General features: G+C 63.6%; 23 protein-coding genes. 15 read left to right on the forward strand and 8 right to left on the reverse strand.

What is annotated here, in order from left to right; translation table 11 throughout:
- Positions 1-129: 129 nt before the first annotated feature.
- Together RBA40_RS22445 and RBA40_RS22450 are read right to left on the reverse strand one after the other, a co-directional pair.
- Positions 130-681, reverse strand: a complete 552-nt coding sequence (locus RBA40_RS22445) for an RNA 2'-phosphotransferase (protein WP_306650091.1) — start codon at positions 679-681, stop codon at positions 130-132.
- 114 nt (positions 682-795) lie between these two features.
- Positions 796-1461 carry an NUDIX hydrolase gene (locus RBA40_RS22450; RefSeq protein WP_306650092.1) on the reverse strand — a complete coding sequence of 222 codons (666 nt, stop codon included), beginning with the start codon at positions 1459-1461 and terminating at the stop codon, positions 796-798.
- Between the two features lie 173 nt (positions 1462-1634).
- Between RBA40_RS22450 and RBA40_RS22455 the strand changes: the two genes are divergently transcribed.
- Genes RBA40_RS22455 through RBA40_RS22485 form a run of 7 tightly spaced genes read left to right on the forward strand, consistent with a single transcriptional unit; the run spans position 1635 to position 9078 of the window.
- Positions 1635-2504 carry a cysteine hydrolase family protein gene (locus tag RBA40_RS22455; RefSeq protein WP_306650094.1) on the forward strand — a complete coding sequence of 290 codons (870 nt, stop codon included), beginning with the start codon at positions 1635-1637 and terminating at the stop codon, positions 2502-2504.
- A 57-nt stretch (positions 2505-2561) separates the two neighbouring features.
- Positions 2562-3752, forward strand: a complete 1191-nt coding sequence (pncB, locus tag RBA40_RS22460; RefSeq protein WP_306650137.1) for a nicotinate phosphoribosyltransferase — start codon at positions 2562-2564, stop codon at positions 3750-3752.
- A 16-nt stretch (positions 3753-3768) separates the two neighbouring features.
- Positions 3769-5466 (forward strand): NAD+ synthase, encoded by a 1698-nt coding sequence (locus RBA40_RS22465; protein ID WP_306650096.1) that lies wholly within the window; start codon positions 3769-3771, stop codon positions 5464-5466.
- A 17-nt stretch (positions 5467-5483) separates the two neighbouring features.
- Positions 5484-6530 carry a bifunctional nicotinamide-nucleotide adenylyltransferase/Nudix hydroxylase gene (locus tag RBA40_RS22470; RefSeq protein WP_306650098.1) on the forward strand — a complete coding sequence of 349 codons (1047 nt, stop codon included), beginning with the start codon at positions 5484-5486 and terminating at the stop codon, positions 6528-6530.
- Positions 6527-7450, forward strand: a complete 924-nt coding sequence (locus RBA40_RS22475; protein ID WP_306650099.1) for an ADP-ribosylglycohydrolase family protein — start codon at positions 6527-6529, stop codon at positions 7448-7450. The genes RBA40_RS22470 and RBA40_RS22475 overlap by 4 nt, the downstream gene beginning before the upstream one ends.
- Positions 7451-7462: 12 nt before the next feature.
- Positions 7463-8026: a nicotinamide riboside transporter PnuC gene (gene pnuC, locus RBA40_RS22480; protein ID WP_306650101.1), complete on the forward strand. Its 564-nt coding sequence runs from the start codon at positions 7463-7465 to the stop codon at positions 8024-8026.
- Positions 8023-9078: an AAA family ATPase gene (locus RBA40_RS22485; RefSeq protein ID WP_306650102.1), complete on the forward strand. Its 1056-nt coding sequence runs from the start codon at positions 8023-8025 to the stop codon at positions 9076-9078. Before pnuC ends, RBA40_RS22485 begins: the two co-directional genes overlap by 4 nt.
- Here RBA40_RS22485 and RBA40_RS22490 read toward each other — a convergent pair.
- Positions 9071-10408 (reverse strand): acetylxylan esterase, encoded by a 1338-nt coding sequence (locus tag RBA40_RS22490; RefSeq protein ID WP_306650138.1) that lies wholly within the window; start codon positions 10406-10408, stop codon positions 9071-9073. The genes RBA40_RS22485 and RBA40_RS22490 overlap by 8 nt on opposite strands.
- Before the next feature lie 178 nt (positions 10409-10586).
- On the opposite strand from RBA40_RS22490, the gene RBA40_RS22495 reads away from it, so the two are divergent.
- From RBA40_RS22495 to RBA40_RS22515, 5 genes are all read left to right on the forward strand, one after another.
- Complete coding sequence (locus tag RBA40_RS22495) at positions 10587-11096, forward strand: hemerythrin domain-containing protein (RefSeq protein WP_306650104.1); 510 nt, start codon at positions 10587-10589, stop codon at positions 11094-11096.
- A 128-nt stretch (positions 11097-11224) separates the two neighbouring features.
- Entirely contained in the window at positions 11225-12046 is an 822-nt protein-coding gene (locus RBA40_RS22500) for a Crp/Fnr family transcriptional regulator (protein ID WP_374710535.1), read from the forward strand.
- 174 nt (positions 12047-12220) lie between these two features.
- Entirely contained in the window at positions 12221-12550 is a 330-nt protein-coding gene (locus tag RBA40_RS22505) for a DHCW motif cupin fold protein (RefSeq protein ID WP_306650106.1), read from the forward strand.
- Positions 12551-12560: 10 nt separating this feature from the next.
- Positions 12561-13040 carry a GNAT family N-acetyltransferase gene (locus tag RBA40_RS22510; protein ID WP_306650108.1) on the forward strand — a complete coding sequence of 160 codons (480 nt, stop codon included), beginning with the start codon at positions 12561-12563 and terminating at the stop codon, positions 13038-13040.
- Positions 13041-13072: 32 nt separating this feature from the next.
- Positions 13073-13726, forward strand: coding sequence for a hypothetical protein (locus tag RBA40_RS22515; protein WP_306650109.1), 654 nt, complete (start codon positions 13073-13075; stop codon positions 13724-13726).
- Here the strand turns inward: RBA40_RS22515 and RBA40_RS22520 are convergent.
- Entirely contained in the window at positions 13678-15249 is a 1572-nt protein-coding gene (locus RBA40_RS22520) for an oleate hydratase (RefSeq protein WP_306650111.1), read from the reverse strand. The genes RBA40_RS22515 and RBA40_RS22520 overlap by 49 nt on opposite strands.
- Before the next feature lie 256 nt (positions 15250-15505).
- Here RBA40_RS22520 and RBA40_RS22525 point away from each other — a divergent pair, with 256 nt between their 5' ends.
- Complete coding sequence (locus tag RBA40_RS22525; RefSeq protein WP_306650113.1) at positions 15506-16759, forward strand: PQQ-dependent sugar dehydrogenase; 1254 nt, start codon at positions 15506-15508, stop codon at positions 16757-16759.
- Here the strand turns inward: RBA40_RS22525 and RBA40_RS22530 are convergent.
- Entirely contained in the window at positions 16713-18554 is a 1842-nt protein-coding gene (locus RBA40_RS22530; protein ID WP_306650114.1) for a putative bifunctional diguanylate cyclase/phosphodiesterase, read from the reverse strand. The two genes, RBA40_RS22525 and RBA40_RS22530, sit on opposite strands and share 47 nt — an antisense overlap.
- Positions 18555-19055: 501 nt before the next feature.
- Here RBA40_RS22530 and RBA40_RS22535 point away from each other — a divergent pair.
- Entirely contained in the window at positions 19056-20033 is a 978-nt protein-coding gene (locus tag RBA40_RS22535) for a chemotaxis protein (protein ID WP_306650116.1), read from the forward strand.
- 93 nt (positions 20034-20126) lie between these two features.
- Here the strand turns inward: RBA40_RS22535 and RBA40_RS22540 are convergent, their stop codons facing one another.
- The 3 genes from RBA40_RS22540 to RBA40_RS22550 all read right to left on the reverse strand — a co-directional run bounded on the left by RBA40_RS22540 (position 20127) and on the right by RBA40_RS22550 (position 22323).
- Positions 20127-20309: a hypothetical protein gene (locus tag RBA40_RS22540; RefSeq protein WP_306650117.1), complete on the reverse strand. Its 183-nt coding sequence runs from the start codon at positions 20307-20309 to the stop codon at positions 20127-20129.
- Positions 20310-20356: 47 nt separating this feature from the next.
- Positions 20357-21412 carry an alpha/beta fold hydrolase gene (locus RBA40_RS22545; protein WP_306650118.1) on the reverse strand — a complete coding sequence of 352 codons (1056 nt, stop codon included), beginning with the start codon at positions 21410-21412 and terminating at the stop codon, positions 20357-20359.
- Positions 21413-21510: 98 nt separating this feature from the next.
- Positions 21511-22323, reverse strand: coding sequence for an EcsC family protein (locus tag RBA40_RS22550; RefSeq protein ID WP_306650120.1), 813 nt, complete (start codon positions 22321-22323; stop codon positions 21511-21513).
- Between the two features lie 144 nt (positions 22324-22467).
- Here RBA40_RS22550 and RBA40_RS22555 point away from each other — a divergent pair, with 144 nt between their 5' ends.
- The gene (locus RBA40_RS22555; protein ID WP_306650122.1) at positions 22468-23442 is read left to right on the forward strand and encodes an SMP-30/gluconolactonase/LRE family protein; all 975 of its coding nucleotides are present in this window, start codon (positions 22468-22470) and stop codon (positions 23440-23442) included.
- Positions 23443-23590: the final 148 nt, after the last annotated feature.

Raw genomic sequence — 23590 nt, forward strand, 5'->3', positions numbered from 1 at the left:
TTCTACCTTAGCGCATGCGAACTGGAATCAAATATTTACTCAAGGAATGCTTGTCTGTTGTTTCATAAAGCGAATACGAGCATGCCTTGCCATTGTCCGGGCGCTGCGATCAATTGCCGCAGAGAAAAATCAAGGGAAGGTGATAAAGCGCTTGTTCACCGGGCCGGTCAGCCACACACCGTTAGCGGACAGATAAAATTCCTGGCCCTGTTCATGCAGGGCGAGCGCCTGGACCGTCAGTACCACCGGCACGCCGTGGCGCTGGCCGACGGACAGCGCGGTGGCGGTGTCGGCCGACAGGTGCACATGGTGGCGCGAGGCGGGAATGAGGCCCTGGTCGCGGATCGACGCGGTAAAGCGCGAAGCGGTGCCGTGGTACAGCAATGGCGGCGGGGTCACCGCCACCAGTGCGAGGTCGACGCCGGCCACCGAGTGCCCCTGGTTGGCGCGGATACGCTTGCCGTCGTCGCTGATGGCGAAGCGCTTTTTATCGTTGTCGGCAACGACTTCCAGCAGCAGTTCGGGGGTGATGCGCTTGCCATGCTTGGCGGCGCGCGTAATCAGTTCGTCGATATCTGCCCAGCCGTTCTGGTCGAGCGTGAGCCCGATGGTGCCAGGGCTGTGGCGGAGAATCAGGGACAGGAATTTACTGATTGCAACGGTACGGTTGGAGTCGCTCATCAAATGAAATGATTGTTCTTTTATATTTTTACGTTTAGTCATGTCTCATAATTATACGTGACAGCAATGCAAAGATAGCAAGATAATATGCTATTGCTGTTGCATGAAACCCCACTACAGGCCACGTTCAAGCAGGGTGAGGGTTTTTCTCACCGCCGCTTTCAGGCGGTACAGTTGGGCCGGACGATGGGCGCCGGCCGCTTCGAACTGGCCGTCGACCGGGTCGAGCATGTCCATTTCACTCATCTTGCGGCGAAAGCTCACCTTGTTCAGGGGCTCGCCGAGCAGCAGTTCATAGATGCGCTGCAGTTGCGGCAGGGTGAACGTGTCGCCGGCCAGAAAGCAGGGCAGGGACGAATACTGGCTTTTGTTGCGCAAGCGTTCCAGCGCCGTGGCGATAATTTCGTTGTGGTCAAATGGCAACGTTCCAAGCTGCGACAGGGGTACGACATGCACGGCGGCGTCATTGCGCGCGGCCAGCAGCTCGTGCGGTACCAGCGCGTAGTGAGCGACCGACAACGACCAGCCGCGCGGATCGCGCTCGGCCCCCGAGAAGGTAGCCAGTTGCTCCAGATAGGGCGCGACGATGCCGGTCTTGTCCTTGATGACGCGCATGGCCGCATCGTGGGCGCTCAAATCGTCTTCCGGATGCACATAGCCGCCCGGTATGGCCAGCGCGCCCTGGAAGGGGGCGTGCTCGCGCCGCAGCAGCACGGCGGCCAACTCTTCGCCGACCAGGGTGAGCAGCACGATATCGACAGTGCAGATCACCGCGCTCATGCGCCGGCCGCCGTCGCGCTGTGCTGAAAATTGCTCATAATTAACTTCCCGGACATTGTTTTTCCTTCATATAGATCAGGCCAACCATCGGATGAACAAATTATTGCATAGTTAGTTGCAAAAGTAAATTAAGTAGCTTATGCTTGTCGTACTGTACTCACAAGGACAAGGCAATGAAACGCAACCTCCATCTGCTCGTGATCGATCCGCAAAACGATTTCTGCGATTTGCCGGCCGATTATCTGCCGCCGCCCGTGGGCGCCAACGCCGCGCTGGCGCCGGCGCTGCCGGTCAGCGGCGCGCACGCCGACATGCTGCGCGTGGCCGACCTGATTCGCAGCGGACGGGATGGCCTGGCCGCCATCACTATCACGCTCGACTCGCATCACCGCTTCGACGTGGCGCACAGTTCCTTCTGGATGGATGCGCAGCAGGGCGCGATCAACCCGTTCACCCAGATCACGGCGGCCGACGTCAGGCAGGGCAAGTACCTGCCGCGCAAGGCGAGTGCGCTGCCGCGCGTGCTGGCTTACCTGGATGCGCTGGAGGCGGCGGGCCGCTACACCCTGATGGCCTGGCCGGTGCACTGCGAGATGGGCTCGTGGGGCCACAACGTGCACGCCGACGTGCGTGCCGCCTACAACGCGTGGGAAGACAGCGCGCTGGGCATGGTGGGCAAGATCAGCAAGGGCAGCAATCCCTGGACCGAGCACTATTCGGCGGTGCAGGCCGAGGTGCCGGACGCCGATGACGACAGCACCCAGGTCAATCAAGCCTTCCTGAGTCTCTTGCGCGGGTCCGACCAGGTGTATATCACCGGTGAAGCGGGCAGCCACTGCGTGCGCGCCACCACCGAGCATATCGTCGCCAACTGGGACCCGCGCCAGTTGGCGCAGCTGGTGCTGCTGACCGATTGCATGAGTCCCGTGACTGGCTTCGACGCCCAGTACGACGACTTCGTGCGCGACATGCGCTCGCGCGGCCTGCAGATTGCGCGGGCCGCTGATATCGTGCCCGAGCTGCTTGCCAACGCGCGGCGCTGATCCGGTCTTTTCCCTTTCCTTTCTCCGACGCGTTCTTACGCGAACCATATGACGCCGATTGCCCCGATTGTCCATAGCCTGCTCGAAACCGACCTGTATAAATTCACGATGTGGCAGGCGCTGTTGCACCGCCACCCGGCCGCCCAGGCCGAATATGCTTTCACCTGCCGCAACCAGAGCGCCTATCCGCTCTCCGAACTGAAGGCCGACGTGGAACGCGAACTCGATCATCTGTGTTCGCTCTCGTTCAAGCCCGAGGAAATCGCGTACCTGCGCGGCCTGCGCTTCATCAAGAGCGACTTTGCCGATTTCCTGACCGTGTTCCGCTTCCAGCGCCACTTCCTGAGCGTGGAAACCGATGGCGACGAGCTGCAGATCCGCGCCACCGGCCCGCAAGTGCACGTGATGGGCTTTGAAATCTACGTCCTGTACATCGTCAACGAGCTGTATTTCCGCCGTTTCGACCAGGAGGCCGCGCTGGCCGAGGGCCGCAAGCGCCTGCAGGCCAAGATCGCCCTGCTGCGCGAGCTGGCCAGCGAGCCGGCCAGGCGCCATCCGTTCGAGTTTTTCGACTTCGGCGTGCGCCGCCGCTTTTCCGGCGCCTGGCACGAGGAAGTCGTCGCCACCCTGGCGCGCGAAGTGCCGGCGTACTTCAAGGGCACCTCGAATGTGTACTTCGCCATGAAGTACAAACTCGTGCCGATCGGGACCATGGCGCATGAATACCTGCAAAGCTTCCAGTCCTTCGGCGTGCGCCTGCGCGACTTTCAGAAGGCCGCGCTGGAAGACTGGGTGCAGGAATACCGGGGCGACCTCGGTACCGCGCTGACCGACGTGGTGGGCATGGATGCCTTCCTGAGCGACTTCGACCTGTATTTCGCCAAGCTCTTCGACGGCCTGCGCCACGATTCGGGCGACCCGGTGGAGTGGGGCGAAAAGGCGCTGGCGCACTACGCCAAACTGCGTCTCGACGCCCATACGCGCCGCCTGGTGTTTTCCGACGGCCTCGATCTGCCGACCGCGTTTTCGCTGTACCGCCATTTTGCCGACCGCACCATGACCGGTTTCGGCATCGGCACCAACCTGTCGAATGACGTGGGCATCACTCCGCTCAATATCGTGATGAAGCTCATGTCCTGCAATGGCCAGCCGGTCGCCAAGCTGTCCGACTCGAAAGGTAAAACACTGTGCAAGGACGAGACCTTCCTGGCGTATCTGCGCCAGGTGTTCAATCACCCCGCTGCCTGAGAACAGAAAGAATCCGATGCTGAAAATCGCCATCGCCCAATTGAATCCGACCGTCGGTGATATCGACGGCAACAGCAGCGCCATCATCGCCGCCATGCAGCGCGCCGCCGCGCAGGGCGCCGACCTGGCCGTGTTCACCGAGCTGGCCCTGTGCGGCTATTATCCGGGCGACCTGCTGGAAGAAACGGCTTTCCTGGACCGCATGCAGGCTGGCCTGCAGCGCGTGCTGGAGGCTTCGCGCGGCTTGCCCGCTCTGGTCTCGGTCGTCGGCGCCGTGCGTGCCAACGACGGTCCCGGCAAGCCCTTGTTCAACGCCTTGCTGGCGATCCGCGATGGCGTCATCGTCGCCGAATACTACAAGCAGCTCTTGCCGACCTACGGCGTGTTCGACGACCGCCGCCACTTCGAGCCGGGGCCGGAAGGCGCCTGCGTGCTTCAGGTCGGCGATCATCGCATCGGTTTTCTGATTTGCGAGGATGGCTGGAACCACGAAGGGCGCGACTATAAAGTCAATCCGTTCACCGCGTTGCGCGAGGCCCGGCCCGATCTGGTGGTGAGCATCAACGCCAGCCCGTCCGATATCGGCAAGCGCGAACTGCGCCACAAGCTGTTTCGCACCGCGTCGGTCCATAACGAACTGCCGATCCTGTACGTGAACCAGGTCGGCGGGCAGGACCAGCTGGTGTACGACGGCGCCTCGTTTGCCGTGTCGCCCTCGCAGGGCATTGCCTTCGAGGCGCAACGCTTCAGCGAGGATTTTCAGGTCATCGGCTTTACGCAAGGCCGCTTCAGCGCAGCCGATGGCTTCGCGCTGCCAGCACCCGGCGCCGACGGCCTGCCGGTGGCCGAATTCGCGCGCCGCCAGATCGTGCTCGGCCTGCAGGATTATGCGCGCCGCTGCGGCTTTTCCAAGGTCGTCGTCGGTTCCTCGGGCGGTATCGATTCGGCCCTCACGCTGGCGCTGGCGGTGGACGCACTGGGACCGGAGAATGTGATCGCGGTGACCATGCCATCGGCGTTTTCGAGCGAAGGCTCGGTCAGCGATTCGGTCGCGCTGTGCCGCAACCTGGGCATCACGCTCTACACGCATCCGATCCTGGACCTGGTCAAGCAGTACGGCATCGGTTTCGAGGGCGCGTTCGACCGCCCGCTGCAAGGCCTGCCGCTGGAAAACCTGCAGGCGCGCGTGCGCGGCACGATCCTGATGGCGTACTCGAATGCGTCCGGCACCTTGCTGCTCACCACCGGCAACAAGAGCGAAATCTCGGTCGGCTACTGCACTTTATATGGCGATACCAACGGCGGCCTTGGCCTGATCGGCGACCTGTATAAGACCGAAGTCTACGCCTTGTCGCGCCACGTGAACCAGCGCGCCGGGCGCGAGCTCATTCCCGACGCGGTGCTGACCAAGCCGCCATCGGCCGAACTGGCGCCGGGCCAGCAGGATACCGACAGCCTGCCCGAGTACGAGGTGCTCGACGAGATCCTCAAATGGCACATCGAAGGGCGCCGCCTGCCGGCCGCCGAAGCGGCGCTCGCCGGGCAGTTCGTCGCCGGCCTGCTGGCCGATGCGAGTGGCGCGGCGCTGGTCAAGCGCATCCACGGCATGGTTGCGCGCAATGAATACAAACGGCGCCAGGCGCCTCCGATTATCCGGGTGCGTTCGCGCGCCTTTGGCAGCGGCCGTCAATTGCCGATTGCCGCTCACTATTGATGACCATGAACGCACAAATGAACCAAACTTCCACCGACGTCGCCGTTCTGATCGGCCGTTTCCAGCCATTCCATCGCGGGCACGTGGTGCTGCTGCAGCGCGCGCTGGTGAGCGCACCGCACGTGGTGCTGGTACTCGGCTCCTCGTTCCAGGCGCGTAATGCGAAAAATCCGTTCACCTGGGAGGAGCGCGCCGCGATGATCGGCGCTACCCTGAGCACGGAAGACCGGGCGCGCGTCAGTTTTGTCGCCGTGCGCGACTACTATGACGATTCCCTGTGGTCTGCTGCGGTGCGCAAGGCGGTCGCGCAAAGCGCGCCGGACGCGGCGCACGTGGCGCTGGTGGGCCACTTCAAGGATGCGTCGAGCTACTACCTGAATCATTTTCCGAAATGGGAAAACATCGTCGTCGAATCCGAACGGGCCATCGACGCCACCTGCGTGCGGCGCGTGTTCTTTGAAGCGGAAGACCTCGACATTTCGCTCAGCGTGTTAGACGACATGGTGCCGAGCGCGGTGCGCCAGTACCTGAAAGCCTGGGCGCTGCTGCCGCACTATGCCGCTCTGGTGGAAGAGCACCGCCGCATCGTGGCCTATAAAACGGCATGGAAAAGCGCGCCGTACCCGCCGATTTTCACCACTGCCGACGCCGTGGTGGTCAGCGGCGGCAATGTGCTGCTGATCCGGCGCGGCGGCTATCCCGGAAAAGGGCAGTGGGCTGTTCCGGGCGGCTTCGTCGAACAGCGCGAACGCCTGCTGCACGCGGCCATTCGCGAGCTGGCCGAAGAAACCAAGCTGGCGCTGCTCGGCGCCACGCTCGAAGGCATGCTGGTCGATGTCAAGGTATTCGACCATCCCGACCGCAGCCAGCGCGGGCGCACCATCACCCACGCTCACTTTTTTGATCTGCAAACCGAGAACCTGCCGCCGGTGGAAGCGTCGGACGACGCCTCGCACGCCGCCTGGATCCCCATCGTGGAGCTGGCCGGCATGGAAGACCAGTTCTTCGAGGACCACTTCCACATTCTCGACTCGTTCCTGTCGCTGAGCGAGGAGCCATCATGATCAGCACACGCGACCGTTATCGCGGCAGCTTGCTGGGGCTGGCCTGCGGCGATGCCGTCGGCACCACCGTGGAGTTTTCCGCGCGCGGCTCGTTCGCCCCGGTGACCGACATGACCGGGGGCGGTCCGTTCAGGCTCAAACCTGGCCAGTGGACCGACGACACCTCGATGGCGCTGTGCCTGGCCGAGAGTTTTCTGACCAAGGACGCCTTCGATGCGGCCGACCAGATCAACCGCTACCGCAATTGGTGGCAGTGGGGCTACCTGAGTTCGACCGGCACCTGTTTCGACATCGGCATGACAGTGCAGGATGCCCTGTCGCGCTATGCCGTCACCGGCGACCCATACAGCGGCTCCACCAACCCGCGCAGCGCCGGCAACGGCTCGCTGATGCGGCTCGTGCCGGCGGTGCTGTTCGCCTATCCGGACCGCGCGCGCGTGTTCCAGCATGCGGCCGACAGCTCGCGTACCACGCATGGCGCGCCGGAAGCGGTGCAGGCCTGCCAGCTGTTTGCGGGCATATTGAGCGCGGCGCTCGACGGCCAGCCGAAAAGCGCGCTGCTGGCCAACGCCGGCTTTACGCCGACCGAACCGAAACTGGCGGCGTTTGCAAGCGGCGCGTTTCTCGACAAGGCCGACAGCGACATCCGGGGCACCGGCTACGCGGTCGATTCGCTGGAAGCGGCGCTGTGGTGCTTCTTCCATACCGACAGTTATGAAGCGGCCGTGCTGCGCGCGACCAACCTGGGCGACGACGCCGATACCACGGCCGCCATCGTCGGCCAGATCGCCGGCGCCTGGTACGGCGTGGACGCGATTCCGGCAGGCTGGCTTGACAAGATCAGCATGCGTGCCGAGATCGACGACATGGCCTGCCGCCTGTTCGACCGCTTTCATGAAGCGAACAGCAAGCATGCCTGACGAGAGCGCGGCGTGATCGGCAACCTTGAAATCGCGGCCAACGTGGGGGCTACCGCAGCCATCCTGCTGGCCGGGCGTAACAGCGTCCACACCTGGTGGACCGGCATCATCGGCTGCGCTCTGTTCGGCGTGCTGTTCTACCAGTCGAAACTGTATGCCGACGTGGCGCTGCAAGGCTTTTTTATCGTCTCGAGCGTGGTGGGATGGGTGCAGTGGCGCCGTGGTGATGACGGCAGCGCGCTGCCGATCAGCCACGCGAAGATTGGCGCGCTGGCCTGGATCGTTCCGGCCGGCGTGGTGGCCGCCGCCGCGTATGGCACGCTGCTGCATCACTATACCGATGCGTACGCGCCGTTTATCGATTCGGCCGTGCTGGTGTTCAGCGTCGTGGCCCAGTTGCTGCTGATGCAGCGCAAAGTCGAAAACTGGGCATTCTGGATTCTCGTGAACACGGTCGCCGTGCCGCTGTATGCCAGCCGCGGCCTGTACCTGACCGCGTTCCTGTACGCCTGCTACTGGCTCAACGCGATCGTGTCGTGGCTGTGGTGGCGCCGGCTGGCGCGCCAGGGCGCATGAACGCACCTGCCAAACAGCGGCGCCGCGGCCTCGTGGTGGGCAAGTTCTGTCCGCTGCACCGTGGCCACATGCTGGTGATCGATAGCGCGCTGGCCGCCTGCGATGACGTCATCGTCATCAGCTACACCAAGCCGGAGTTCGCCGGCTGCGGCAGGGCGCTGCGCGAGGCATGGCTGCGCGCGCTGTACCCGCAGGTTCGCGTGCTGGTGCTCGACGACGCCAGCCTGGCCAGCCTCCAAGGCGGCACCACGGTTGTGCAGGTGCCGCACAACGATGCGCCCGATGCGGTCCAGCGCGACTTTTGCGGCTGGCTCTGCATGGATGTGCTGGGCGTGACGGTCGATGCCGTCTTTACCAGCGAAGACTACGGCGACGGCTTCGCGCGCGCACTGAGCGGCTATTTCGATGCCCGGCGCGGGCCGGGTGCGCCAGTACAGCACGTGTCCGTGGACCGCGCGCGTGCGCTGGTGCCCGTGTCCGGCACGGCCATCCGCGCCGATCCGCACGCCATGCGCGCATTCCTCCATCCGCTGGTGTATGCCAGCTTCGTGCGCAAGGTGTGCCTGCTCGGTGGCGAGTCGAGCGGCAAAACCACCCTGGCGGCAGCGTTGGCACAGCAGTTGGACAGCGTCTGGGCACCGGAGTTCGGCCGTGAACTGTGGCTCGAGAAGGATGGCGCGCTGGTGTTCGACGACATGCTGGTGATCGGACATGCCCAGCTCGCGCGCGAACGGGCGCTGCTGCGGCACGCCACGCGCTGGCTGGTGTGCGATACCAGCCCGCTGACCACCCTGTTCTACAGCGATGCGATGTTCGGCCGTACCGATCCCGCCCTGCACGAATTGGCCGCGCAGCCGTATGACGTGACGCTGCTGTGCGCACCCGACTTTGCGTTCGTCCAGGATGGCACGCGCCGGGACGATGGCTTTCGCCAGCGCCAGCATGCCTGGTATGTGGACGAGCTGACCCGGCGCGGCGTGCCTTTCACAGTCGTGCACGGCACGGGGGCACAGCGCCTGATACAGGCATGCGCGCGGCTCGCCGCTATTTAGCCAGCCCCAGTTGCCGCAGCACCCACTGCTGGACCATGTCCAGCTGCTCGGGTGACATGGCATGGCCTTGCGCCGGCGCCACGGTCAGCTGTTTCGGGGCCGTGATCACGTTGTAGGCCGCGAAGGTCGAGGTGGGCGGGGTAAGGACATCGTTGTAACCCCAAAAGTAAAATCCCGGCACGCGCAGGCGCCGCGCGAAGTTCACCGTGTCGTAATACGCGCTCGTCGCCGCCTTGGCCGCGACCGGTGCGTCCGTGGGAGCGCCATCCGGGCCGGGTTTGAACAGGGCCGGCCAGCCGCCCGCGCGACCGCTCAGATAGCCGGTGACGTCGCTAAAGCCGGGATTGTTGGCCACGATGGCAGTCACGCGCGGCTCCAGTGCCGCCGCCATGATGCTCAGCATGCCCCCCTGGCTGCCGCCCATGGCCAGCAACTGCTGCCTGTTCCACTTGGGATGCGTCGCCAGGTAATCGGCCGCGCGCAGCACGCCCAGATTCACGCGCCGGAAATAATAGTTTTCGCGCTCGTCGAGGTTGATCCGGCTGTAGCCGAACAGCGCGCCCCCCGCCAGCGACTCGTAGACCTCCGGCGCCAGGTTCAATGGAATGCCGTGGATGCCCACCTGCAGCGAAATGGCACCTTTTTCGGCCAGGGCACGTGCTCCGGTGCGCGCTTCGATGCCCGCGCCCGGCAGTTCCAGCACGGCAGGGAAGGGGCCGGCGCCGCGCGGCACCGCCAGCACGCCATAGAAACGGCTGGTCAGCGTGCCGCCGCCGACATTGCGGAAACTGAGGTAGGACACCTCGATCTTGTCATTCGACAGTTCCGGCGCGGGGGTGAGGCGGTAATCGGGCGGCACCTGCGCCAGTGCCGCTTTCTGGCGGGTCCAGAAGGCGTCGAAATCGGCCGGATTGACCTGGGTAGGCACGATCTTGTCCGGCGCGAAGCCGAGCGTGGCCAGCGTGGTCAGGCTCTGGCTACCCACGTCGGCGCTGGCGATGATGCGCATGAAGGCGGGCGTGGACGGCGCCGGTACCGGCAGCACCAGGCCGTCGGCCGGCACCACGGCCGTGCGCTGCGCTCCTTCGAGCATGTCGGGACCGAGGCGGTAGCGGATCGTCACGCCGGCCGCCGGGTAGGGATCGAGCGCGAGCTTCACGCGCACACTGGCAGGCGCGCCCAGGGGATAGGTCCAGTCGGCGCGGTCCGGCGTGACCGTCAGCGGCGTGCTGGCCGCTGTCGGCGGAAGATAAACAGGCGCACCCTGGGCGCAGGCGCTACCGCAGGCGAGCGTCAGGGCCAGCAAGGTCAGGGCGCAGGTGGGCTTCATCAAGTCGGGGCTTTCGTTGGCTGGCTGCCGCAGCCATGTCGCGCGGCAAGACGCGGCGAGTCTATCACGCGGTATTGTCGATTGCACTACGCTGAATGCACAGCTGGCGGATTCCACTCGGCGCAGTCGTATACTTTTGGTATGCTTTTGTATCTATACTAATAGTTTCGGAGCGAACATGGACATCGAAGGCATGCAAGACGATGCGATTGACATATTAATCATTGAACACGAGGAGGTCACTGCCCTGTTCGAGCAGTTCCGCGGTCTGAGCGTCCGCTCGAAAGACAGCAAGAAACGCATCTCCGAGGATATCTGCGACGCCCTGACCATTCACGCCCTGCTGGAGCAGGAGATTCTTTACCCCGCAGTGCGGACCACGCTCAAGGATGCCGACCTGGTTGCCGAGGCCATCGTCGAGCATGCCAGCGCGCGTGAGCTGATCGGGCGCATACGTCAGATGGAGCCGGAGAACGAATTGTTCGATGCCACCATCAAAGTACTGTGGGACCAGGTGACGCGCCATGCACGCGAGGAAGAGGAAAAAATGTTCCCGCGCCTGCGCAAGAGCAAGCTCGATCTGATCGCGCTCGGGACGCGCATGCTGGAGTACCGCAGGGTGCTGGAAACGGGGCCCGGACGCATTCCCGCCCATGTCCGTGGGGAGGGAGACACATCATCCACGTAGGATATAGATGACAAAGAGTCATTGTTCATGCCTACAGCGTGTCATCCACTGGTCCGATGGCTGGTTTTTCTAGCGAGCTTTACAGTAGAGCCATTGATGAGTTGAACCTAACAACACAGAGGCATACCATGTACCGCACGCAAAATATCGATTCGAACAGCAACGCCACCAACGCCATCCGCTCCATCGCCCTGGGTACCGCCGCCACCAAGCCGGCCTCCGCGAAGCCGATGATCAGCGTTGCTGGCGCCCAGCAGAACGAACTGCTGCGTGCCTTGTCCCGCACGGACCTGGAAGCCCTGTTCCCGCACCTCGAACTGGTTCCCATGCCGGCAGGTAAGCATCTGTACGACTTCGGCAGCAAGTTCGACTACGCTTACTTCCCGACCAACGCCATTGTCTCGCTGATGTATGTCATGGAAGACGGCGCCACCACCGAAATCGGCGTGGTCGGCCGCGAAGGCGTGCTGGGCGTGGCGATGTACGAAGCCGAGCGCGCTACCTGCAGCGCCGTGGTGCAGACCGCCGGCTACGCTTACCGCCTCAAGAGCAGCGTGCTGCGCGAGCTGGTCGCCTCCGGCGGCGCCATGGCCCAGCTGCTGATGCGCTACACCTTCGCCATGTTCGCCCAGCTGGCCCAGAACGTCGTCGGTGGCCGCCACTGCACCATCGAACAAAAGCTGTGCCGCTGGCTGCTCGACCGCCTGGACCGTTCGCTGTCGGACGAAATCAAGGTCACGCAAGACACCATGGCAACCATGCTCGGTGTGCGCCGCGAAACCATCACCATGACCGCGCGCAAGCTGCAAGCGGACGGCCTGATCCAGTATCGCCGCGGCACCGTCGCCATCCTCGACCGCGCTGGCCTGGAAGACTGCGCCGGTACCTGCTACCGCGCCGGCAAGATCGGTTTCGAGCAGATGCACGACACGGCCTGGAATAACGCTTAACCGTTACCCTGGCGGCGCGGACAGCACATCACCGCCCGCGCTGCCATCCTCATTTTCCAGGGCCGCCGACCGACGGCGGGCCGGGCGCAATGTCTTCCTGCATGCTATGTTATGCCGTTACGGATGCTCAATACTGCGTCCGGTTCCAGTGACGGCATTGAACAAGGCATGCGCATGAACATCTCCGATATTCCCTTTGGTATTACCGACTGGGCCAGCGTGGAACGCACCGAGCACCCCGGCGAAACCGGCATGGCGTACTGGCAAACGCGCCAGTTCGGCGCCATCCGCGTGCGCGTGGTGGAATACAGCCCCGGTTACCTGGCCGATCACTGGTGCAGCAAAGGACATATTCTGTTATGCCTTGAGGGTGAACTCGAAAGCGAGCTGGCCGACGGCCGCAAATTCATCCTCGCGCCAGGCATCAGTTACCAGGTGGCCGATAACGCCGAAGCGCATCGCTCCTGCACACGCAGTGGCGCCAAGCTGTTTATCGTCGATTGAGGAGCGGTCCATGCTGACATTACGGGCGGCCACGCTGGCCGATATCGATGCCATGTGGGCTCTGCGCACACGCGCGGTGCGCATCGGTTGCGCCGGTCATTATCCGGCCGGGGTGGTCGAGACATGGTCGGCGGCCCCGGTGCCGCGATCGTATCCCGGGCTGGTTGCCAGCGGCGGTGCCGTCATTGCGCAAGAGCAGGGCACCATGTTGGGCTATGCGATTGTCGACCTGATTGCCGGCGAAGTCGATGCGGTGTTTGCCGATCCGGCGGCGGGTGGGCGCGGTATCGGGAAGACGATGCTGGCCGCCCTGGAGCGGATGGCGCTGCAGCGCAGCTGCACGCGCTTGTATTTATCGGCCTCGCTCAATGCGGTGGCGTTTTATCGGGCGGCGGGATTTGTCGTGCTGCGCAATGCGGTGTATGCGCACCCGTGCGGCATTGCGCTGGACTGCGTGGAAATGGAAAAGCATCTCCCCGCCGCGGGGTAGAATGGTGTTCGCTCATCTTGCTTGTCCATCCCATGCGCTACAAATCATCTCGCCCCGCCCCGGTGAGCCTGACTCGCAATGTGCTCGCCATCGCGCTCATCATCGTGCTGTTTTGGGGCCCGATAGCAGTGTATTGTTCCTGGAGCATTTACTTTACGCAGCCATCCATATGGCTTGGTCTTGCAGCGGCCGGCATGGGCCTTGTACTGCTCGCGCTGCCAATGATGCGCACGGCGCGACGCGATATCGAGACGGGCACGCACGCCAGCCTGCCGCGTGGAACGCGCTTTTCGTGGGTCACCTACCTGGCAATGCTCGGCATCACCGGCCTGATATTTTACGGATGGATGACCAGCGCGCTCTGGATTGTTGCGCTGTTGATGTCGCCGCCGCTGGTGGAGCGGGAATTCAGAGTCGGCGCGACGCATGAATGCACAGGCAGAAAATGCAACAGTTGCCGATACCGGGCGGCGACCTTGTTACGCTTCGAATCGACGGATACGGACATTATGCGTCGACGAGGTGCAGCCCGCCCTGCGCCAGGGCGAGCGGATGATCGTGCGCGGTTATTTTCACCCGCTGGTAATTCAAATCGACTCCGTGCGGCGTGCTCCCGCCGCGACGCCTGCAGCCTTGTCTACTTCAGGGCCTTGAACAAGGCTTCAAACTGCGTGCTCAGTGCGTGATCGTGCTGTTTGATCGGCGGCACTTCACGTTTGATATCGAGCAGTTCATACACCGCCATCTGCGCGGCCCGCACCGAATACTCCACCGTGAACACCACATCATCGGCAATCTCGACAAACTGGCTGATGAACGCCAGGTTTTTCGATTCCTTCGGCACCGGCAGCGGACGGTCGCTGTGCAAACGCGGCATGAACATGCTGGTGATGTACGGCATGCGGCAAGGGATGCAATTGGCCGTTTCCACCGCATCGAGATCGAAGCGCAAATGGCCGCACAGCTCGCGCAGGATTTCTTCGCCGGTGCAGTCCGACATCGGCTTGGCGACAAAATTGCCGATCCGGTCCGGTGACAGCGCATAACCCCAGAATACCTTCACGCCGGCCGGCTGGTTGGCAAAGTGCGGCTGGTGCGCCAGCACGATCGACATGAACCAGTTCGAATCCTTGAACGTGACCAGCCCGCCGGTGCCGGCTTCATTGCCGCTAAATTGCTGCATCTTGTCGAAGAAGGCCGAATCCTGCTGGGTCACGGTGAACGATTCCCAGTACGATTCCGCAATGCTGCTGTTGAACGCGGCCGGATTGCCGAAACCCGGCTGCGCGGCCGCCAGCTTTTCCCACAAGGTCCAGCCATGGCTGTCGGTCTTGTCGAGTTTTTCCGGAGCGCTGGTCATGCTGCCCAGGCTCGACGCGTCGGTCATCGAACCGTTCTGGAAGAACACCAGGTCGCCCGCAGCCACGTCCACATGCTCGCTGTTGCCGCTTCGGATGCAGTCGAAACCCGTGACGACGAACTTGCCATCGACGCTGGCGTGGCCGATGTCGGTCACCTTGCAGTCGAGGATGAACTGCACGCCTTGCTGCTGCAGCCACTCCTGGAGCGGGCGCACCAGCGAATCGTACTGGTTGTAGACCGTGCGGCGTACGCCGGCGAGCGTCTCGATGCGCGAAAACTCCAGCATGAAGCGGTGCAGGTAGCGCTTGAATTCAACCGCGCTGTGCCAAGGCTGGAAAGCGAACGTGGTGGCCCACATATACCAGAACTCGGTCTCGAAAAAAGAAGGATCGAGCCAGTCGCCGATGGTGTCGGCGCCCAGCGTCTCTTCGTCGGCCAGGCTCAGCTTGAGCAACTGCGCGCGGTCGTGCATCGAAAAGCCCATCGACGTCACCGGCACCTTGGCGCGGCGCTTGTCGACCAGGCGCGCTTGCGAGTGGGACTTGTGCAGCTCGTTGAAGTCGACGGTTTCATCGAACACGCTCTTGTTTTCGTCCGCGAGCGAGGGAATCGACTTGAACAGATCCCAGGTGCACTCGTAGTTATCGAACGTGAGCATGCGTCCGCCGCGCAGCGAATAGCCGTGATCGGGCGTTCCCGCGCCGTCCAGGCTGCCGCCGAGCAGGGGAGCGGCTTCATAAATGCGGATGTTTTCACCGTGGACATTGCCGTCGCGGATCATAAAAGCGGCTGCCGACAGCGAGCCGATACCGCCGCCGAGCAGATAGGCGCGTAAATTGTTGTTCATGTGGGGATCGTCCAAAAAGGTGCATCGGTGTCCGGTGTATCCGGACAGGCAAGTTCCGGACGACATTGGCATCTGCCATTTGTTGCGACGCAGCATCGTCCGGAGGCATGCAGAATCGCATACAGTGAACGCAAAAAAATTGACGCACATCAAAATTGACCAATCAATAATAGAGTGATCGCTCAGACATTGCCGCTGGAAATGCTGCGTGCATTCAATACTCTATAATTCCCGCACCTTCTTCATTGGATGCCGCATGACGCCTTTCGACTCCCGCAATCTTCTTCGCCCGGCGCTGGCCGCCGCTCTTTCCCTGATGTCCGGTGGCGCCGCCGCGGCCGATAAATGCGGCGGCGCACCGCGCCTGGCTGTAACGACGCCGCCGGGCTTTTGCGCGGGCATCATCGCCGGCGGCTTCAAGTTTGCGCGCGGCGTGCAGCCGCTGGACAATGGCGACGTGCTGGTGGTCGACCTGGGCGGCTGGCAGCCCAATCAGGGCAGCATCTGGACGCTGCGGCCGAGCGCGGCCGGGTATCAGAAAACATTGCTGATGAAGAAAATCGACCGTCCGAACGGCATTGTGCTGGGGCCGGACGGGCTGGTGTACGTGGGCGCCATCAAGCGCGTGTTCCGCTTCGACCCGCGCGATCCGGACGGCACCACCAAGGACATTATCGGCGGCAAGTCCGGCGTGGCGGCGCTGCCCGGTATCGGCCGTCATCCGCTGACGGCCCTGCGCTTCGACGCCAAGGGCGACCTGATCGTCAACGTCGGCTCGGGCAGCGACCATTGCGAAGGCAAGGGCGGCAAGGCGCCGGACCCGGCCAAACCGTGCGCCGAGGCCAGCGGGCCGAATGCCCTGGGCGTGCTGCGCAAGTACCAGATGCAATGGCCGGCCGGCACCGTCAAGAGCTGGGAAGTGCACGCCACGGGCTTGCGCAATTCGATGGCGCTGGCGGTGCACCCGGTCACGCATGCGGTGTGGCAGGGCGAAAACTCGCGCGATGCGATCCAGGCGGCGATGAAGGGATTGAAGAACGACAACGATCTGCCGCACGATGAGCTGAACCTGATCGAAGCGAAGGGCAACTACGGCTGGCCCTACTGCTACGATAACAATGTGGCCAGTCCGGAGTATCCGGCCGCCAAGTGCGCCAGCTACCGGGCTCCGGCGCGCCTGCTGCCCGCCCATTCCGCGCCGCTGGGCATGACGTTCTACACGGGCGACATGTTCCCGCCGCAATACAAAAATAGCCTGATCATGGGATTTCACGGCTACCGCGAGCACGGCCACCGCCTGGTGGCTTTCCTGCCCGATGCGCAAGGCGCGCCGCTGGGCAAGAAAATCGAACTGATCAGCGACTGGACCGCCAAGCCGAACCAGTCGGCCGGAGCGCCGGTCGACGTCAAGCAGGGGCGCGACGGCGAGATTTTCCTGGTCGAGGACCGCAGCGGACGGGTGGTCAGGTTGCAGTATGACGCGCCGGCGAAGGCATCTGCGGGCAAATAGGTTTCCAGGGCGCGCGCGGGGCGGCCTGCCCGGCTTGCTCGCGTGCGCACCAGGCCAACAGGACTTCCGGCGCCAGCGGCCTGGCGAACAGGTAGCCTTGTCCCTCGTCGCAGCCCTGATCGCGCAGCAACTGCCGGACGTCATCGGTTTCGATGCCTTCGGCCACCACGCGAAAACCCAGCTCGTGCGAGAGTGAAATCATGGTGTTCACCAGTGTGCGGTTGCGCTCGCCGCCAGCCATGTTGCGCACGAAAGACTGGTCGATCTTGACCACGTGCGCCGGCATGCTCTGCAGGTAGGACAGGCTGCTGTAGCCGGTGCCGAAGTCGTCGATCGCCAGGCGCACGCCGGCTTCATCGAGCGCCGCCAGCGTGGCCAGCGCCGTGCCCTGGTTTTCCATGATCGCGCTTTCCGTTACTTCCAGCTCCAGCCAGCCCGGCGCCATGCGGTGCTGGTTCAGCAGCGCGGCGAGGTTGCTGACGAAATCCTTTTCCAGCAGGTTGGCGGCCGATACGTTGACCGACATCTGCAGTTGCAGGCCGGCGCCATGCCAGGCGGCCAGCTGGCGCACGGCTTCGCGGATCACCCAGTTGGTGGCGGCGCGCACCATCGAGGTTTGCTCGACCACCGGCATGAACTCGCCCGGCGGCACGTCCCCCAGCTCCGGATGGCGCCAGCGCAGCAAGGCTTCGGCGCCGACGCAGCGCCCCGTGCCGAGGTCGATGCGGGGCTGGTAGACCAGGCGCAGCTGGTGCGTATCGTGGAGCGCCGCATCGAAAGCGTTGAGCAGGGTGAAGCGGCGGCGGTAGGCGGCGTCCTGCTCGGAGGAATAGGTGCCGATCAGCTGGCCGGTCTGGTGCGCGTCCTGCATGGCGTTCTGGGCGATGCGCAGCACGTCCAGGCAATCGGTGCGGCCGAGCAGGAAGGGCGCCATGCCGATCGCGGGGGTGGTCACGAAGCGCGAGGTGCACCACTCGCCGCGGCTGTCGAGCCAGTGCGCCAGGCGCGCCCGGTAAGTGCCGTCCTCGGCGCCATCGTCGATGCCGGGCGGGGCGATGGTGATGAACTGGGTCGCGGCCAGCTGGTACACCTTGTGCTCTTCGCCGATGACCGCGCGGTAGGAGCGGATCGCCTCGTCCATCAGGTCGTCGAAGTAGGAGGCGCCCATCACGCGCGCGGCGTTGTTGAGCTGTTCCTGATTGGCCATGTTGACCAGCACCGCCACGCGCCGCTCGCCGTGCGGGCGGTCCATTTGCAGGTCGGCATAGTCTTCGATGAATTGTTTGCGGTTCGGCATGCCGCTGAGCGGGTCGACCCGGCCCAGGGTGTGCTGCAGCTCGATCTGGGCCATGACCATGGCCGCCAGGTCGGTCAGCGCATCGCGTTCGGTGCTGCTGACGGCGCGCGGTTCCAGCCCCAGCACGCACATCGCGCCGAGCTTGTAGCCGTCGCTGGTGATCAGCGGCGCGCCGGCGTAAAAGCGCACGCCGCTGTGGGCCAGATGGCTGTCGCGGAAAAACGCATCCTCATGCAAGTCGTTAATTACCAGCATGGCGCCGCTATCGGTCACGGTGGCGCAGGGCGCTTTGACGCGGGGAATCGCGGTGTGGCCGACGCCCACGCGCGACTTGAACCATTGGCGGTCGCTGTCGGTCAGGGACACGGCCGCAATCGGCAAGCCGAAGACGCGCGCGGCCATGCGCGTGATGCGGTCGAACGCTTCGCTGGGCGCAGTGTCGAGCAAGTTGAGCTTGCGCAGGGCCAGCAGGCGGTCGGATTCGTTGCAGGTGTTCATAAGCATGCCTTTTTGCCCTGAGCGCCGGGCCACATCGTGAACGCAATTCCATCCGATGCGCTCGTTGTCACTGGTAACAAGGGAAGGATGCGGGGAATGGGCATCGAATAGCAAGGCAGGCGGGGCCGCCCGATGGACAGTATCGGGCGGGCCGCCAGGGCCGGGACGAGCGGGTCAGGGCTCATGCAACAAATTGTAGCATCGAAAGAAATTTAATGCTCTGTGGCATTAAACGTACGAACGGCGCAACAAACCCGGGGGGGCAGGCGAATCACGATGATGCCGCAGGAATATTTACACGTATAATCGATTGGACTGGACTGGGGATTTCCCCGCCTCCGGCTGGTTTACCTCTTACCTGATCCCCCATCCCCCGGGATCCCAGATCCGCCTGTCGGCCCAAGCCCGCCGATGCATCAGAACGCCAGGTTCGCGTCGCCCGACGCGCTAACACAGTTGCTGCCGGCCGCCGTTGGGGCCGGGCGCAGGGAAAAGGAAACGATGAATAACGTTCAACAGGATATCGACGAAAGAAGCAATCTCACCAGTCTCAACAAACTGGAATTGCTCTTGTTCCGCCTGGGCGGCGATGCCGACGGCAACCACTCGGAACTGTATGCGATCAACGTGTTCAAGATTCGCGAAATCGTCGCGATGCCGCATGTCACGCCGATCGCTGATTCTCATCCGCACATGTTGGGTGTTGTAAATCTGCGCGAGCAGATTATTCCTGTTATTAATCTTCCTGCGGTGGTGGGATGCATCCCGGCGGCGGGCCTCAAGCTGCTGTTGATCACCGAATTCGCCCGCACGACGCAAGCGTTCGCGGTCGAAGCGGTGGAAGAAATCGTGCGCCTGGAGTGGACCTCGGTGCTGCCGGGCGATAAGACGGCCAGCGGCGCGCTGGTGACCAGCATTGCCAAGGTCGATGGCGACGTGCCCAATACGCGCCTGGCCCAGGTACTCGACGTGGAATCGATTTTGCGCCAGTTGCACAGCAATGATGAACCGGATGTGGACGTCGATTCGATTGGGGCGCCGCTCAACCTGCCCGAGGGCCAGGTCATTCTTGCCGCGGACGACTCCGTGATTGCGCGCGCGCTGATCGAAAACGCGCTGCAGGCGATGGGTGCGCAATACGTGATGACCAATTCCGGCAAGCAGGCTTGGGACAAGCTCGAGGCGATCGATATCGCGGCGAAAAAAGAGGGCAAGACGGCGCGTGACAAGGTGGCGCTGGTGCTGAGCGACCTGGAAATGCCGGAGATGGATGGATTTACGCTCACGCGTAATATCAAGCAGGACAGCCGGTTCTCGACGATCCCGGTGATCATTCATTCCTCGCTCTCTGGCGCGGCGAATGAAAACCACGTCAATGGCGTGGGGGCCGATGCTTATATTGCCAAATTCGTGCCGATTGAACTGGCGGCGCTGCTGCGCAAGACGCTCGCGAAAAACACGCCGCAAAAGCGTGGGTAAGTTAGCACTGTCATATCAACCACTGGCGGAAAGTCGCTTCCACCAGTGACGGATGGATCGTTTCCGCCAGTGGTGGAAACGACAGTTGTGAGCTTAGTGGTTTTGCTTCTGCTTCGCCCCGCCACCCGCACCTTCATCGCTCCCCGCTTTTACATTGCTTTTGGCATCGTGGCTGCTTTTGTCATCCTTCTTGCCGGCCGCCGAATTAACGTCCGCTTCGGTTTCCGGGCTGCCCGATTGTTTGTTTTGCGTACCTTCAGATTTCGATTGGGTCATGGTAGTTCTCCTTGTGGCAGTGAAAAAAAGATAAGCGCGGCGTCGCCTTAGTGCAGCGTCGCGCCGGTGTCGTGCTGGGCCCACGCCGGAATATGCGCGAGGCCCGCGCGTGCCCCGACCTCAAGCCTGGCAACCGCTGCCATGATGAGGTCGGGACGAGCGTAGTGCAGCATGTGCCCGCAGCCGTCTTCCAGCTGCAGGTCGCTATGGGGAACTTCGTGATGGAACCGTACCGCCTGGCCTTCGGCGCTGACAACCCGGTCTTCGCAGCCGGCCAGCACGGCAATCGGCAGGCGCAGCTCGCCGTAACGCTGCGACAGGCGCTCGGCTGCGGCCACCAGCATGCCGCTTTCGGCGGCGCTGGCGCCCAGCTGCTCCGGCCGCAGTGACATCCACGCCGGAAACTCGCTGAAGCGTTCCGGCACCGCGGCCGGGCCGAACATGCGCCGCGTCAGGGCGGGCCACAGCAGGCGGCCCAGCAGCGGCGCCACGGTGTTGCGCAGCACCTGCCCGAGCAGCGGCAGCGCGGGCGCCGACGCCAGCGGCACATCAAGACGCAAACTTGGATAGTAATAGCCCGACACCAGCGTAATGCCGCGCACGTAGCGCGGATACTCCAGCGCCAGCGCCAGCGTCACGAGCGTGCCCCAGGAATGCCCCACAATGACCGGCCGCTCCACCCCCAGCATGCGTAATGCCTTGTAAATCAGGCGCGCCTGCGCTTCCGGGGTCCAGCTGGTGTTGTCGGGCCGTTCGCTGTGCCCGAATCCCGGGCGGTCGAACGCGATCACGCGATGCGATTCGGCCGCGGTTTCCAGCAGGCCGCTGAGAGCGAAGTCGTCCGCATGCAGGCCATTCCCGTGCAGCAGCACCAGCGGCGGTCCATCGCCTTGCTCAAGATAGTGCAGGCGCACGCCATCGACTTCGATCACATTGCCTTGCGCCGGATTGGCCAGCTCGGCCTCGCGCTTTTTGGATTGCACATACATCGCCGAAGCGGCCAGGCCGGCGGCCGCGAGCAGGGCGATACTGCCCCAGCCGGGCGTGCGCGGCTCGGTGTAGGTGGAAATACGGTTCGGCATGGCGGTGCGGTCGTAAGGCATGTTTGTCCTGCGGCATGAGTAACTGTCGTGGACATACTGTGCCTGTCGCGGTCACTGCTGGTCTGTGCGCCAGACAACAGTGTGGGCACCTTCGCGGTTCAGCCTTGCAATTGCAGATACGCGGAGCTGACCGCATCCGGACCGTACAGCCGCTCCAGCCGGCGCACCGTGAAATGGCCGCGCGCCATGTCCTGGAAGTGATTGATGAACAGGGTATTGACCAGCGCGCCGCCGGCCGCGCCGATGATCGGCACCATCATCGCCGCCGCTTTCTGCGACACGTGCACATTGAAGCGGGTGGCGATCTGGGCGATCAGACGCACCAGCGCCGGCGCGCTTTCGCTGGCCAGGCTGTGCTTGGCAAGATAGACCGTCGCCTCGGACATGGCCTGCGCCAGCGCAATGCGCGCCGCGTAGTAGCCCGATTCCGATGCATCGTCGGCGGCCGTTTTGCCCCCCAGCGAAAACACCATCAGGCAGGCCAGCTGCGCTTCGCCCGAGGCGAGGTTTTCGCCTTGCGAGCGGCCGATATCGGCGATCGAACGCAGCATGACGACCGTGGACACCGGCAATTCCACCGCCAGTCCGGCAATGCCGAAGGCGCCACCGGCCGCGCCGCTCAGCGCCACCGCCGCGCTGTGCAGCTTGGGAAACGACGAGGTGCCGGATGGGCGCAAGGTAGCGTTGGCCACGTTCAGGCATTTGGTCAGCGACGCGTTGGTGACGGCGGCAATCTTGCTGGTCCACGCGGCGGGAAGGGCCTTGACGGCCGCTTCGAGCGGCATGCCGATCACATCGGTGATGCGGGCCACGTAGCCGGGATGCTCCAGCAGGCGCTTGGCTTGCTGCAATTCGGCCAAGTGCTCCTGCGACAGGGTCGGCGTGGCGCCGGCCGGGTGTTCACGTTCCATGATTCCTCACTGATCAGATGCCGCTGCGCACGGTGCGTCAGGGCGATGCGTGGAGTATAGGCGAGTCGGGCCACGCCGGCCCGCGCGCACGAACCGCTGCTACAATGATCATTTTGATAGCGCTAACATTTCACAAGGATACCGATGCTGCCGACCCTGCCCCTGCGTTCCCTGCCGCGCCTGACGCTGCGCCTGGCCCTGGCACTGAGCTTGCCGCTTGGCTTGACCGTGCCGCACAGCGCGGCCGCGGCGCAGTGCGCCGGCGTGGCCCCCAGCGGCGTGCTGACAGCCGCGCGCGTGGCCGGTACGGCGCCGGCCCATGCGGAAGCGGGCCTGTACGAAGGCCCGGTATGGATCGGCGATTCCCTGTATTTTTCCGACTTCACCTTCGGCGCCGGTTTTCCGTCGCGTATCCAGCGGCTGGGGCCGGACGGCAAGGTCGGCACGGTGATCGCCGACAGCGGCAGCAATGGCCTGGCCGTCGATGCGCGCGGCAACATCGTTGCCGGCACCCACAAATACAAGGGTGTGTCGCGCTTCGCTCTCCCCGGCGGCAAGCGCACCCGGGTCGCCGGCACCTACAACGGACAGGTCTTCAATTCGCCCAACGACCTCGCCATTGCCGCCGATGGCACGATCTATTTCACCGATCCATCCTTCCAGCGCGACGCCGCCCCGGGCGGGCAGGACGCCCCCCGCGTCTACCGCGTGGCGCCCGGCGGCAAGGTGACGGTGGTCGAACGCGGCATCGCCAACCCGAACGGCGTGGCCTTGTCGCCGGCGGGCGATATCCTGTATGTGAATGGCGGCGGCGAGCACGGCGTGCTGCGTGCCTACCCGATCGTGCGCGGTGTGCCGGGCGAGGGACGCGACCTGGTCAAGGGCCTGGCCGTGCCCGACGGGATGACCGTCGATTGCCAGGGCAATATTTACGTGACCGAACACACGGCGCAGCGCCTGCGCGTGTTTTCGCCGGCCGGCAAGGAACTGGCCACGATCAAAGTGGATGCCAACATCACCAACGCGGCATTCGGTGGCGCGGACGGCAAGACCTTGTTCATCACGGGCGCCGGCGCGCTCTGGCAAATACAGCTGGGCCTGACCGGAAAGGCCTATTAGGATCAAGGGGTGCGGGATTTCAATGATTTGTGTTAAGAGTCGAACATACGGCGCAGGTTCGCGTGCGCATACTGAGTTCATGCAGTAATTGTTCTCACTGAAAGACATCATGAAAACCCCGCAGTTGACCGTTTCCAGCAATGACCGC

The organism is Massilia pseudoviolaceinigra, from assembly GCF_030846505.1.
Classification (GTDB): Bacteria; Pseudomonadota; Gammaproteobacteria; order Burkholderiales; family Burkholderiaceae_D; genus Telluria_A; species Telluria_A violaceinigra.

Bases quoted from the DNA above. Each gene is read 5' to 3' on its own strand.
- RBA40_RS22520 (WP_306650111.1), bottom strand. From the start codon at position 15,249: ATGAACAACAATTTACGCGCCTATCTGCTCGGCGGCGGTATCGGCTCG.
- RBA40_RS22550 (WP_306650120.1), bottom strand. From the start codon at position 22,323: ATGGAACGTGAACACCCGGCCGGCGCCACGCCGACCCTGTCGCAGGAG.
- RBA40_RS22475 (WP_306650099.1), top strand. From the start codon at position 6,527: ATGATCAGCACACGCGACCGTTATCGCGGCAGCTTGCTGGGGCTGGCC.
- RBA40_RS22455 (WP_306650094.1), top strand. From the start codon at position 1,635: ATGAAACGCAACCTCCATCTGCTCGTGATCGATCCGCAAAACGATTTC.
- RBA40_RS22465 (WP_306650096.1), top strand. From the start codon at position 3,769: ATGCTGAAAATCGCCATCGCCCAATTGAATCCGACCGTCGGTGATATC.
- RBA40_RS22495 (WP_306650104.1), top strand. From the start codon at position 10,587: ATGGACATCGAAGGCATGCAAGACGATGCGATTGACATATTAATCATT.
- RBA40_RS22530 (WP_306650114.1), bottom strand. From the start codon at position 18,554: ATGAACACCTGCAACGAATCCGACCGCCTGCTGGCCCTGCGCAAGCTC.
- RBA40_RS22510 (WP_306650108.1), top strand. From the start codon at position 12,561: ATGCTGACATTACGGGCGGCCACGCTGGCCGATATCGATGCCATGTGG.
- RBA40_RS22490 (WP_306650138.1), bottom strand. From the start codon at position 10,408: ATGAAGCCCACCTGCGCCCTGACCTTGCTGGCCCTGACGCTCGCCTGC.
- RBA40_RS22485 (WP_306650102.1), top strand. From the start codon at position 8,023: ATGAACGCACCTGCCAAACAGCGGCGCCGCGGCCTCGTGGTGGGCAAG.
- RBA40_RS22500 (WP_374710535.1), top strand. From the start codon at position 11,225: ATGTACCGCACGCAAAATATCGATTCGAACAGCAACGCCACCAACGCC.
- RBA40_RS22515 (WP_306650109.1), top strand. From the start codon at position 13,073: ATGCGCTACAAATCATCTCGCCCCGCCCCGGTGAGCCTGACTCGCAAT.
- RBA40_RS22505 (WP_306650106.1), top strand. From the start codon at position 12,221: ATGAACATCTCCGATATTCCCTTTGGTATTACCGACTGGGCCAGCGTG.
- RBA40_RS22525 (WP_306650113.1), top strand. From the start codon at position 15,506: ATGACGCCTTTCGACTCCCGCAATCTTCTTCGCCCGGCGCTGGCCGCC.
- RBA40_RS22470 (WP_306650098.1), top strand. From the start codon at position 5,484: ATGAACCAAACTTCCACCGACGTCGCCGTTCTGATCGGCCGTTTCCAG.
- RBA40_RS22540 (WP_306650117.1), bottom strand. From the start codon at position 20,309: ATGACCCAATCGAAATCTGAAGGTACGCAAAACAAACAATCGGGCAGC.
- RBA40_RS22535 (WP_306650116.1), top strand. From the start codon at position 19,056: ATGAATAACGTTCAACAGGATATCGACGAAAGAAGCAATCTCACCAGT.
- RBA40_RS22445 (WP_306650091.1), bottom strand. From the start codon at position 681: ATGAGCGACTCCAACCGTACCGTTGCAATCAGTAAATTCCTGTCCCTG.
- RBA40_RS22545 (WP_306650118.1), bottom strand. From the start codon at position 21,412: ATGCCTTACGACCGCACCGCCATGCCGAACCGTATTTCCACCTACACC.
- RBA40_RS22555 (WP_306650122.1), top strand. From the start codon at position 22,468: ATGCTGCCGACCCTGCCCCTGCGTTCCCTGCCGCGCCTGACGCTGCGC.
- RBA40_RS22450 (WP_306650092.1), bottom strand. From the start codon at position 1,461: ATGAGCGCGGTGATCTGCACTGTCGATATCGTGCTGCTCACCCTGGTC.